This is a genomic window from Nocardia vaccinii NBRC 15922 (assembly GCF_001613305.1).
GTDB lineage: Bacteria > Actinomycetota > Actinomycetes > Mycobacteriales > Mycobacteriaceae > Nocardia > Nocardia vaccinii.
Map to the genome: position 1 here is coordinate 395,414 of NZ_BDCC01000019.1, position 11,830 is coordinate 407,243.

Below are 11,830 nucleotides of genomic sequence, written 5' to 3' on the forward strand. Positions count from 1 at the left end.
GGACGGCATCGAGGCAGGGGGCGTTCGATGCACTGTGGTGGATGGGGTGGAGGTGCGGTGGCGTGCGCTTGGCGGTGTTGTTCGTGTCGAGTCGATCGCAGAATCCAGTGGTCGGGTGTTGAGGTCGTATGCGGGCCCGGAGTATCCGGACCTGTCCCAGGTGCGTGATTTGTGGCCGCGGCTGGCTGCGCTGTGGGACGCGGTCGCGGCCGAGCTGTGAGCCTCAGCGGTCCCACGGTGCCGGTCGCAGCACAGGGGGTTCTGGCCGAGGTGAGCTGTCGTCGAACGGTGAACTCTCCGAAACATGTTGGTGGACAACAGGGACCGAGTGTGTCTGGAGCGGTTATGTAGTGCTCGCGTGGACCAGGTGTGGCCCGGCGTCGGTGGGGGTTGTGTCGATGCCGTAGGTGGCCAGCAGTGAGGACTGAGACAGGTCGGTGACAGCCTGGTAGCCGAAAGGCGTTAGGAGCGTGCAGATCTGGGCGGGTGTGAGGTAGGTGCGCCACTGCTCGCCGAGCGCCCTGACGCTGTTGGCGCGGGTGTGGAGCTGTTCCTGGTTCCCGTGCGGCCCGAAGGCGTCACGGGCGATGTAGTCGAACAGCAGGATGGCGGGGCCGCCCGCGATGTAGCCGATGGTGTCTTCGATGGCGGGTCTGTCGAGGTACATGAGGACGCCGAGCCAGGTGTACACCGTGCGACGGCCGCGATCGAATCCCCCTGCCGCGAGTGCGTGGTCGAGCGGGTCGTGGTCGAAGTCGATCGGGATGTAGGTCAGCGACTCGGGGATCGCGATGCCGGACCTGGTGAGGCAGTGGCGTTTCCACCGCTGCGTGGCGGGGTGGTCGACCTCGAAGTAGCGGATGCCGGGGTAGCGGTCGTGGTAGGGGAGGGTGTCGAGTCCGGCGCCGAGGAGCACGACTTGATCGGTTCCCTGCGTACGGGCGGCTTCGATGCAGTCGACCGCGGCGCGTGCGCGTGCTGCGATATAGAGTCGGCGGCGGCGAACCAGGTCAGGGGTGAGTCCGTGGTCGAGATCTGCTGCGGGACAGACTGATTCGGGCAGAATCCGCAGCGCGAGCGGGTCATCGAAGATCGCCGGTTCATCGCCGCGCTGGTGCAGAACCTGATGCAGGGCCCGGATATGCGCCATTGCCAAGGCGGTGGCGCTGGGTCGTTCGTGTCGCATTGTGGTCACCCTGAGAGTAGAAGGGGAAGGGGAAGGCATCCGGTGGTGGGCTGGAGTGGTCGGATGGTGGGCCCGAGCGTTCGGCTGGGGGAAATGTGGTTGGTAGCGCGGTGAGGGCGCGGTGGTGCATGCCTGGCCGCCACTGCAGCTGGTCGGTCGGGATGGCGAGGGTGATGTCGGGGATCAGGTCGAAGAGGTAGTCGATGGCGTCGACGGTGACCTGGTAGGCCAGGGTGCGGGCGGGGCATTGGTGTGGGCCCGCACCGAACGCGAAGTGTGCGCGGTTGCCTGGATCGTCGCCGCCTGCGATGGCGGGGTCGTTGTTGCAGGCGGCGATGCTGATGATCACGGGCTGGTGTGCGGGCAGCCATGTGTCCTCGACGAGGATGGGTTGGCGCGGGTAGGTGATGCAGAAGTTGGTCATCGGCGGGGCGTTGAACAGGGCCCGGTCGACCGCGTCGCGGGTGTGCAGGCCACCGCCGATCAGGCTGCTGCCGTAACGCTCGTCGGTGAGTGCCAGCAGCAGCGCGTTGCAGACGAGATTGGGTCCTGCTTGCAGGCCGGCGCCGCACATGCTCAACAGTTGTGCGACGACTTCCTCGTCGTCCAGGCCTACGCGATGCTGGATGAGTCGCGTGGTGATGTCCTGGCCGGGGTAGGCGCGCCGGAATTCGACGAGTTCGGTCAGAGCTTGGTCGAGTGTGTCCATGGCTCCTGGCGCGGCGCCGCCGCTGTTGAACCGGTCGGCCATGGCGGCCGCGACTCGCTGCCCGATGTCGTGCGGGCATCCGAACACCTTGCTGAGCACGGCGTAGTACAGCGGGAACGCGTACTGCGAGACCAGGTCGGCTTTACCTGCCGGGAGGAAGTCATCGATGAGGCGGGTAGCGAAATCTTCGACCCTGTCGTGCATCGCGAACAGATCGACATCGTCGATGGCCGCTACCGACGGCTGCCGGTAGCGCAGGTGCTCGACCCCGTCGGTGTCCCGTGCGGAGCGGTGCCATCCCATCATCGCCAGCAGGGGAGAGTCTTCGGCAATGGTCCGCTGCCAGGTCCTGGGATCCGCAGGAAAGTGCTCAGGGTCATGCAGAATCCTGCGGGCGGTGCGCCAATTCAGCACGAGGGTGGCAGGCACATCCGGCGCGAGGTACACCGGTGCGAGTGCTCCGTATCGCTGGCGCAGTGCTCGATAGAACGCGGCCGGGTTGCGATGGAATTCCTCGGTGCCCTCGAAAAGGATCGCGGGCTCGGACACATCGAACGGAGACCCGTGTCGGACAGGGCAACTCACGTAACTCCACTCCCATTGGTCTTTGGTGCCACCAGCGCCCACGGCGCACTGCGCCATCGCAGGCCGCCCGTAACCGCTTGCAGAAATCCGGGTGCGTTATCCCCTGGTCAGCGAGAAAGCACTGTGTCACACGTAAAGACAGCCTCGGAATACGTAATGTGCTGAAGAATGGAACGACCCGCAACCCACGTCGCGTAGCGGGCTATTCATTGGCAATCGTGCTGAAGTTCAGCTACTGAAGGGAAGATGCTGGATGGCGTCTGTAATGTGTGGAATGGTCGCCGCATTCGAACTTGCAGCAAACATCATGTGGGGCTGGAAAATTCGGTTCCACGTAAAATGCCCGTCGCATACGTATGGCGGCGCTAGCACGGTATACGTATATACCGAAGGGAATGCGTATTCATCGTGTTGCGCGTTCTTGGGGTGTTTCGGGGTTCTATAGTTGTGTTGTGACCGAGTCTCGGGGGATGCGTAAGAAGTTGCCGGCACCCACGCACGATTTCGTCGGTCGTGTGGCGGAACTGGATCAGGTGAGCGGCCTGCTGAAGTCCGGGCCGCACCGGTTGATCACGCTGATCGGCCCAGGAGGAATCGGGAAGACCCGGCTGGCCGAGGAAGCTGTTCGCCGGGCGCGGACCGGTGGGATTCGGGTGCACTCGGCGCCCCTTGGGGGCGTATCCGCGGGCGCGGAACTCGCAGCGGTCCAGTACGCCACTGCTATGGCGGTGATTCCGGCCGATGTGTCACCGCGCAGCGAATTCGACGGGCTGGTGGCCACTTTGGGTTCGCGGGAGGCTGGGCAGCGAGTAGTCCTGGTGCTGGACAACTGTGAGCATGTAGCCACCGCCGCGCTGCTGCTGATCACCGCTCTGCTGGACGCGGTCCCGGACCTGATGATCCTGGCTACCAGCCGAGGGCCGATGGGGTGGCGTGACGAGCGGTTGATCAATGTCCCGCAGCTCCCGGCGGCCGATGCGCTGACGCTGTTCCGGGCACGCGCGGAGCTGGTCGGTCACACCCTGGTGGACGAGGAGATCGCGGCCGATATCTGCGCCCGCATCCACCACAATCCGCTGTTTATCCAGTTGGTGGCTGCGCGGCTGCGCTACCAGGCCCTCGCGAGCTTGCGCGCGGGACTGACCGGGCGCGATGACGACAACCGCCTGCAATGGGGGATCAGTGAACCCATCGCCTGGAGCTACAACCTGTGCAGCGACAAGGAACAGCTGCTGTTCCGCCGCTTGTCGGTGTTCGCGCCGACCGGCACCAACGCCGAGGACGCCCACAACGACGCCGGGGCCAGCCTGGCGGCGATCCAAGCCATCTGCAGCGACGACGAAGCATCCCCCGAGGACAGCGGCCCTACGACACTGGCCAGCGTCGAGATCGCGGGCCTGCTCGAGGCGTTGGTCGACCACGCGCTGATCACGATCTACCTCACCGACACACAGTCGTACTCGTTGCATGAGAGCCTGCGGGTGTTCGCGGCCGAACGCCTCCGGGACCAGGACCCGGGCGAGCCGACACGGTTGGCTCGCCGACACGTGCGGTACTACCGGGGCCAGGTCCTTGAGGCCGCGAAGCGGTGGAACAGCTCGGCCGAGGTCGAGGTGATCGACCGAGTGCGCAGGTCGTGGCCGAACATCGTCACCGCCCTGGACGCCAGCGTCGATCTCCCTGACCAGGCCATTGCGGGTTTGCAGATGTGTTTGAAACTGATCGACCTGCGCATCCCCTTCATCAGGGGGTCGATCCGCGATATCCGCCGGTACACCCAGCGGTGTCTGGACGCGAGCATGCAGCTGGATCCGCAGCCGATCCCGCTGCAGACCGCCACGATGTCAGCAGTGACGTGGATGGCGGTCCGGCAAGGAGACCCCGACGCCGAACGCCTCCTCGAGCAGTGCATCCACAGGTGCCTTCCCGAGGCAGACCCCACCGAATGGCGCACGCATCCTGACACCGATTTCGGGCTGCCGGCTCTGCTGGATCTGGCGCGCGGCACCTACCTGTTCATGCGCCAACGCGACCCGCGTGCCATTGCTGTGCTGGAGCTGGCGGTGGGCAAGTTCCGTGTGGCGGGCGATCCGTATGAAATGTTCGGGGCCATGTTCGAGGCGCTGGCTGCCGCGTTGCTCGGCCCGGCGCCCAAGGCGCACTCGGTCGCGCGCCGCGCGGTGGGCCAGGCCCAGGCTTCGGGCGCGCCCTGGACCATCTCGTGGGTCCAGCTGGGGTGGGCGGTCACGCTGATCAAGCACGGTGACCCGCACGAGGCGGCGCGCGTGCTGCGTGAAGCACTGCGCACCCAGCTCACCGTGCGGGATCAGTGGGGTGCGATGTGGAGTGTGCTGCTGCGCGCGTGGGCGTTGGCGGACATGATCACCGGGCACGAGAACGACCGAGATCGGGACCGGCACCTCGCGATCGAGATCGCTCACCTGGTCGGTGGTGTCGCCACACTCCAAACGCATCTGGGCGTGCGGCTGGCCACGATGGGAAGCTTCGCCGATGAGACGGACACCGCCGTCGCGGCTGCGCGCGCGATCCTCGGTGACGGCGAGTACCTCGCCGAGCATGGCCGTGGTGCCGATCTGAGCCCGCACACCGGTGACGTGCATCGCCTCGCGCTGGGCACTATGAGCCTGCGACACGCGCGAGCACATTCTGTTCCTGCCCGGGTCTGGGACACCCTGACTCCGACCGAGAAAAAAGTCGCGTTGCTGGCCGCGGCCGGTCAGTCCAATGGGGCGATCGCACGCCAGCGCGGTAGCTCGCGCCGCACCGTCGACACGCAACTGTCCTCGATCCTGAGCAAACTCGACGTGCCCTCCCGACACAATATCCGCGAACACGTCCCCGCCGAACTCCTCAACAATCCCGGATCCTCGACACGGCACAGCACGAGCCCGGCGACACCGAGCGAGAGCATCACCCCGATCCGGCCTCGCCCATAGCCGCACCCGCCGTGCGAAACCGGAACCCCCGGGCTCGACATACGTACTTATTACCGATCGCGCACCCTGTTGCGGTATCACGACCTACGGCGGGCGTGGGTGGACCGAATTGATTTCTCTCCGCCACCACCAGCGGCGACGCTGCGAAAACCACAGGTAGTCAGCGAAATCCGCAGGGTGCGATTGTGAGCCGGGGTAGGCACTGCTGTGCGTAGTGGTCGGTAATCCACGTATTTCACACCGGGCCTTGCCATGTGACAGTCATGACATCAGGTCCGGAGTGGATTCCTGCACGACGCACCGGGCATTGAGCGCCTCGCATCGTCTGCCATGCCGCGGGGACCGGCACCGTATGAAGGAGAATTTCCCATGCCTCGATCTGTTGTTTCGTGTATCCGATCCGCTATTGCCGGTGCGGGCCCCACCCGGCTGATGCTTGGAGTCGCGCACGGTGTCGCCCGCGAACTCGGTAAAAGGCCGCACCTGTTGACCAGGCCCCGCTCGCTGACGATTCCACCCCGAACCACCAAAGGCCCCGCGCGCACCGGGCATGCGCAATCCAGCCTCCACGCAGCACACGAGGCTTTGCCCCTGCACGCGCTGACGCTCCTGCGTACACGCCCGACTGTGATCGGCCTGCTACGTGCAGACCTGCAATTGTGCGCCAGCCGAGCTATGGCTATAGCGGTCGGTGAGGCTGATGAGCTGGCACTCCGGACGACCGCCACCCGGTACGGGGTGCAGCCGGTTCTGGTGCGTCTGAGCGGCGGCGACGGCGTTGACCCGATCGACGACCTGCTGACCCAGGTAGACCACCGGGCGGCCGACGCGGTGATGGTCCCGAACCGCCGATACCTGACCGACCGGCACGGACGTGACAGCCTCGACAAGATCCGCCAGCGATGCGCGGTCGTCACCGTGGCGCCAGCTCAGCTGTGGCCGTGCACCGCCCACACCACACCACTGACCCGACGATCGGCCTCATGAGTGGCCCGCGGTGCACGCTCACCCCGCCCGATCCCGCCGCAAAACGACCAGGAACGAAAACGCGGCCACAGCGACCATCCTCGGCGACGAACTCGCCAGCTCTGGTGATCAAAACAATCAATGTCATGAACTGAACCTGTTTGATCGTCTGCTCTCTCCATGTGAGCGGCATGTTTTCGAAGCGGTTACCCACGGCGGGAAATGTCTTTTCTGGAAGGAATACGATCCAACACCGGTCCAGCCTCAAAACCTATCTCTACGACACGATGAGGAATTAGTGATATGAGCATCTTCTCGGGACGGCGTTCACAAAGGGCGCTGCATTATTCGACTCCGACTCCCGGTATGCGGGAAGCGCTGGTAGAGGAATGGGTAAAGGATAGGGAATCGGCCAGCTTCCTCACCGCCGAGGCACACGGCTACGTGTATGCGTGTTGCCTGCGGGTCGTAGCGAAGTTGGGTGTGGCTGATCTGCTCGCGGACAGGCCCGTGCACGTCGCGCAGCTCGCTGAGCACGTCAGCGCCGATGAACACGCGCTGTATCGTGTGCTGCGGCTGCTGGCCACCCGAGGAATTTTCCGGGAGACAGATCCCAGGGTTTTCGTACTGATGGAGCGGGGGGCGTCGCTTCGATCGGATTCCAGGTTCTCGGTGCGCGAGGGGATTTTGGCGGCTACGACCCCGGCCATCTATCGCGCGGGCGGCGAGCTGCTGCACTCGGTAATGACCGGTGAACCCGCGGTCGGCCATATATTCGGCGAGTCCTTGTTCGACTACTTCGGTTCTCACACCTCCGATGGCGCGGAATTCCATACCGGTATGGGTCGGTATTCGGTGATCGAGAGCGAGAACTTCGCCAGGACATGCCGGCTGCCCGAGACCGGCACCGTGGTCGACGTGGGCGGCGGCCAGGGGACGCTGCTGCTCATGCTTCTGCAGCGGCATCGCGCCCTTCGCGGTGTGTTGTTCGATCTTCCCCAGGTCGTCGGGAAACACCAGTTGAGAGACCTGGAGGATGTGAGCCGCTGGGACGTGGTAGGCGGCAGCTTCTTCGATACACTGCCTGCCGGGGATGTGTATGTGATCCAGTACGTCCTGCACAACTGGGACGACGAACGCTGCCTGCAGATCTTGCGGAATTGTCGGCTCGGACTATCGCCTGGGGGGCGGGTCTTCATTCACGACATGATCGTGCCGCCCGGCAACGAGCCCGACCAGTCCAAGGTCCTGGATATCGTGATGATGTCCATCGTCACCGGCCGCGAACGCACCCGGCGGGACTTCGAACACCTGCTCCACGCAGCAGGGTTGCGGATCGTCACGATCACCGCGCCCACGCTCGGCGGCGCCTTGTCCATCATCGAAGCCGAAGCATTCTAGATCGTTCTGTGACCTGGTGAGCTGTGGAGGACTCATGACGGTATTCGAAGCCATCACCGCAACCGTATTCAGCGATGAATCGGCGAGTTGCGGGGACGGACACGATAAATGCCATGTGGTTGTGGAGTTCCCCACGGACTCGCTGCCGATCATCGCCGAATATCAAGCAACTCCCGCGGCGGCGGCGAATTTCGCCGAAGTCGTCGAAGCTGCCCACATCGCGCACGTACGCATCGATCACCACATGACGCCAGGGCTCCCGGAAATGCCCTGCGAACAACTATGGACACAGCCGGTACCGCATCGAACCGATCGTGGACCAATATCGCTGTGAGGGTGATACCCACCTGCTTGCGCGCCGGTCGGTGCTGACCGTTACATCAAGGGGCAGTTGATGTTTCGGCAACCCGGCCACTGTTGCCGTTGTGCCCGCTGGGCCACCACGGGGCGCGGTTCGCGCTGCCCGCCCGCACTGGTGGGTTTCCCGAAATCTGTCCGGCGGCGACCGCAACAGAGCCGGGGGCCTATAGCGAGCCTGATCATGAACGGGCCATCAGCGGTTCCCGGTCTGTCTGGGCGGCCGGAACCCCCTGATCCACCGAAACACCGTGCGTGACTTTCCAATTCACTTGAGCGAGGACTGTCGATGACAACCACCACAATGCCCTCGGAACAGCGAGCCTGCCGCGCCGATCCTGATGTGGACATCGGTGCTTGCGTGGCCGATGCCCTGGGCGTTGCCGAAAGCTATGCGCGGCACCGTGCCCTGTACGAAGCCCTGTACGGGTACACCCGCTACGACCGGGCCACGCACGCGCTGACCGTCCGCGCGCACCACTTTCATGCGGTAATGCTGTCCGCGCAGCGTGGGGCCACGGCGCACACCGCACTGGGCGCCCGGCCATTGCCGATCTTCCGCAGCGGCACCAACATTCGGGTGCTTCTGACCGCTTCGCCTGCGCCAGAGGATGACCCCGTCCAGGCCGCACTGGACTTGTTCAAATCGGGCGCCATGGTCGTGGGGGCGGGTGCGGAGCTGGCGCTCCCGACTCCCGGCGAGGATCGCCGGGAATGGTTGTGCGGCTTGCCGACAGGCATCCTGCCGCCCTACAGCGAGGTCGTCACCGCAATCACGGGGAGCCGACGTGGCTGAGCACGGACTGGTCGAGACGGGCAGCGGGTCCCCGACATATGTCGTGGTGACCGATGCCTTCTACGACGTCGATGACGCGTGGGCGCTGGTTCCCGCGGCGCGGTCGTGTGAACGCCTGGCTGTGGTGACCAGTGACGAGAGCCAGGGTCGGCGGGCTCTGTTGATGCGGCACATGCTCGATCTGCTGGACCGCCCGGACGTTCCGGTGATCGAGGGCATCGATCTGGGCGGGGACCGGTTCTTGCTCGACAGCGAGCTGAATTCGTTGCCGCACAGGTCGTTCGGTCAGGTGGACGACCTGGTGGGGCTGCTGAGCGATGCGGTGCAGGACGGTCCGGTGGTCTGGGTCGGGCAGGGCCCGATGGGCGAGCTAGCACACGTGTTGATCCAGGCGCCGCATCTGGCCGAGCGGCTGCGGGTGTTCCAGATGGGCGGGTGGTTCGACCATTATCGGCGCCCGGACCGGGCAAAGCGCAATCTCGACAGTGACCAGCTCGCCGCGGGTATCGCGTTGCGGTTGGCTCACCGCCCGGCGCACTACGCCAATCCCGGGGACGGTAGCGACCTCGAGGATTTCGCGGCGGACCTGCAAACGCGCGCCCTGTTGTGTTTCAGCGGCGGATACTTCCGCCGCGCGAGCGACATCGGTTCGTGGATGCGTGGATTGGACATGCTCGCGCCGGGGCTGGCGTCGCTGGATCAGTGGCGGCCACCCGGCCCGAGCGTGGGCCGCCTCGAGGAAGCGCGGCTGATGCTGGGAGGTGTCGGTGTCAAGCGGTGATCGGCTGAACTTCGACTTCGGATTCAGTGCCCGCTACCCCCGGAGCGGACGGGCGATCGCGCGACGCCGTCGGCAGAGGGCGCGTATCGCAGCACTGGTCCATACGTTGTCCTGCCACAGGTTCTGCGCGCGGGAACTCCAGCGCGCCAGCGGAATTCGCCGGCGGAGGGTGGATGCGATCCTGGACGACTTCGCGGGCCAGCAGTGGATCTTCGCGGAACGGCATCGCGAAACGCGATCGTCCGACCGCTGGTACTACGCCAGCCCGGAAGCCCGCCCCCAGCTGACCACACTCACACGAGCGGGGATGTGGTGACAACCCCGACACATGACGGATGACCGATGAGTCAGCCACAGGCGGGCGGGGACACGATGAGTATCCCCAGCCGGGCGGCGCCGGAAGGTATCGACCCGACCGCACCGAACAGCGCCCGCATCTACGACTACCTCCTGGGCGGCAAAGACCACTTTCGCGCCGACCGCGACGCTGCCGTGCAACTCCTAGAAATCGCGCCGGAAACCAGGACACTGGCCTGGTTCAGTCGCCGATTCCTCACCGGCGCAGCCGAACTGGCCGCACACGCGGGCGTGCGGCAGTTCCTCGACATTGGCGCGGGCATCCCCACCTCACCGAGCGTCTACGAAACCGTCTCCGCGGTGAACTCGGACATCCGGGTCGCGGCGGTGGATTTCGACCCGGTCGTCCAGCGGCACACCCTCGCGGCCGGCAGCGCCGCGGTGACCGCGATGGTGGGCGACTTCCGCCACCCCGACGACCTGATCCAACGCCTGCACACCGAGGCAGGGATCGATTTCGGCCAACCGGTCGCGCTGCTGCCGGTCGGTGTCCTGCATTTCGTGATGGACCACGAACACCCAGCCGAGTCGATCGCGCGGTTCCGCGAGGTCATGGCCCCGGGCAGCTATCTGGTATTCACGCACGCCTGCACCGACACTCGTCAGGAATTCATCAGCCGGACCGCGCGGGCCACCGACGGCACGACCGCCCAGTGCGCCTACCGCTCCCGTTCCGAGGTGGAGAAACTGTTCGACGATTTCGAGATGCTCGCCCCGGGCGTGGCACCGATCCAGGACTGGATCGGCGACGACCTCCCGCCCACGACCTTGGTCATGCTCGGCGGCGTCTGCCGCATACCGCCACGGTAGCCCGACCCGACATCGCGAGTCGCCAACGTCGGCGACACCCCACTAGTCCTCGCCGACACATGTCGGCGAGATACATTGAAAGGCAACATCATTGGGCTCACAGCGCGTGCACCCGGTTCGGCACGTCGTCTTCGATTGGCGTGGCACGCTCGTTTCCGAGCTGACCGAGCACGGGTGGGCGAGTGAAGCGCTACGCAAATCCGGGCGAGATCACAGCGACGCCGCCACAACGAATCTGCTGCGAACGATTCGCAAAGCAGCCGGCGAGCCGAACCGGATGAAAGATCCATTGGGCAACACCAGTTACGAGCGGCATCGCACCACCTACTACACGGTATTCGCCGTCGCCGGATTGACTGACGAACTCGCGGACGCGCTGTTCGCGGTCGATTCCGATCCGTCGTACAACATTTTCGCTGTCGATGCCGCCGAGACCATCGCTGCGCTGAAAGCGAACGACTGCCGGATCGGGGTGCTGAGCAATATCCACTTCGACATCCGCCCCACGTTCGAACAAGCCGGACTGCTCGATTCGATCGATGCCTTCGTACTGTCCAGTGAACAGGGAGTGCAGAAGCCCGATCCCGCGATCTTCCGGCTGGCGCTGGACCGGCTCGACGCCCGCCCCGAACAAACCCTGATGGTCGGCGACCGCCCATCACGCGACGGCGTCGCGGTCGAAGTCGGCATCCCGACCATGCTGGTCCCCCAGCTCACCGACCCCCGGCACCGGCAACTCCATCACGTCACCAACGCGGTGGCATCCATACCTCGCGACCGGTATTCCGCAGCGAGGTAGCCGTGGCGGTGGAGGTCAACGCGCTCGTACTCGTCCCCGGCGTGGTTGTCATCGCCGTCCGCAGCGAACGGATCGTCGTGGAAGTGGAGGCGCGGAGGATCGAGGTTATCCCGGTCTTCCGAGGTC

General features: G+C 65.1%; 11 protein-coding genes. 9 read left to right on the plus strand and 2 right to left on the minus strand.

Going from position 1 to position 11,830, the window contains the following annotated elements:
- Nucleotides 1–343: 343 nt before the first annotated feature.
- Nucleotides 344–1,186, minus strand: a complete 843-nt coding sequence (locus tag NV1_RS15970; protein ID WP_067891999.1) for a class I SAM-dependent methyltransferase — start codon at nt 1,184–1,186, stop codon at nt 344–346.
- Complete coding sequence (locus NV1_RS15975; RefSeq protein ID WP_067891716.1) at nt 1,101–2,444, minus strand: cytochrome P450 family protein; 1,344 nt, start codon at nt 2,442–2,444, stop codon at nt 1,101–1,103. The genes NV1_RS15970 and NV1_RS15975 overlap by 86 nt, the downstream gene beginning before the upstream one ends.
- A 488-nt stretch (nt 2,445–2,932) precedes the next feature.
- Between NV1_RS15975 and NV1_RS15980 the strand changes: the two genes are divergently transcribed.
- The 9 genes from NV1_RS15980 to NV1_RS16020 all read left to right on the plus strand — a co-directional run bounded on the left by NV1_RS15980 (nt 2,933) and on the right by NV1_RS16020 (nt 11,704).
- On the plus strand, nt 2,933–5,437 hold the full coding sequence (locus NV1_RS15980; protein WP_169813335.1) for an ATP-binding protein: 2,505 nt from the start codon (nt 2,933–2,935) through the stop codon (nt 5,435–5,437).
- 675 nt (nt 5,438–6,112) lie between these two features.
- Entirely contained in the window at nt 6,113–6,424 is a 312-nt protein-coding gene (locus NV1_RS15985) for a hypothetical protein (protein ID WP_067891725.1), read from the plus strand.
- 282 nt (nt 6,425–6,706) lie between these two features.
- On the plus strand, nt 6,707–7,804 hold the full coding sequence (locus NV1_RS15990; RefSeq protein ID WP_084525406.1) for a methyltransferase: 1,098 nt from the start codon (nt 6,707–6,709) through the stop codon (nt 7,802–7,804).
- Nucleotides 7,805–7,838: 34 nt separating this feature from the next.
- A complete protein-coding gene (locus NV1_RS15995) occupies nt 7,839–8,138 on the plus strand; it encodes a hypothetical protein (protein ID WP_067891731.1) in 300 nt (99 codons plus the stop codon).
- 312 nt (nt 8,139–8,450) lie between these two features.
- Nucleotides 8,451–8,957, plus strand: coding sequence for a hypothetical protein (locus tag NV1_RS44545; RefSeq protein WP_169813336.1), 507 nt, complete (start codon nt 8,451–8,453; stop codon nt 8,955–8,957).
- A complete protein-coding gene (locus tag NV1_RS16005; RefSeq protein WP_067891737.1) occupies nt 8,950–9,738 on the plus strand; it encodes a nucleoside hydrolase in 789 nt (262 codons plus the stop codon). The genes NV1_RS44545 and NV1_RS16005 overlap by 8 nt, the downstream gene beginning before the upstream one ends.
- Nucleotides 9,725–10,054: a hypothetical protein gene (locus tag NV1_RS16010; protein ID WP_157116984.1), complete on the plus strand. Its 330-nt coding sequence runs from the start codon at nt 9,725–9,727 to the stop codon at nt 10,052–10,054. Before NV1_RS16005 ends, NV1_RS16010 begins: the two co-directional genes overlap by 14 nt.
- A gap of 26 nt (nt 10,055–10,080) precedes the next feature.
- On the plus strand, nt 10,081–10,905 hold the full coding sequence (locus NV1_RS16015) for an SAM-dependent methyltransferase (RefSeq protein WP_245713737.1): 825 nt from the start codon (nt 10,081–10,083) through the stop codon (nt 10,903–10,905).
- A gap of 106 nt (nt 10,906–11,011) precedes the next feature.
- Nucleotides 11,012–11,704 (plus strand): HAD family hydrolase, encoded by a 693-nt coding sequence (locus NV1_RS16020; protein ID WP_067891746.1) that lies wholly within the window; start codon nt 11,012–11,014, stop codon nt 11,702–11,704.
- Nucleotides 11,705–11,830 lie beyond the last annotated feature (126 nt).

Bases quoted from the DNA above. Each gene is read 5' to 3' on its own strand.
- NV1_RS15990 (WP_084525406.1), top strand. From the start codon at position 6,707: ATGAGCATCTTCTCGGGACGGCGTTCACAAAGGGCGCTGCATTATTCG.
- NV1_RS16015 (WP_245713737.1), top strand. From the start codon at position 10,081: ATGAGTCAGCCACAGGCGGGCGGGGACACGATGAGTATCCCCAGCCGG.
- NV1_RS15985 (WP_067891725.1), top strand. From the start codon at position 6,113: ATGGCTATAGCGGTCGGTGAGGCTGATGAGCTGGCACTCCGGACGACC.
- NV1_RS15995 (WP_067891731.1), top strand. From the start codon at position 7,839: ATGACGGTATTCGAAGCCATCACCGCAACCGTATTCAGCGATGAATCG.
- NV1_RS15970 (WP_067891999.1), bottom strand. From the start codon at position 1,186: ATGCGACACGAACGACCCAGCGCCACCGCCTTGGCAATGGCGCATATC.
- NV1_RS44545 (WP_169813336.1), top strand. From the start codon at position 8,451: ATGACAACCACCACAATGCCCTCGGAACAGCGAGCCTGCCGCGCCGAT.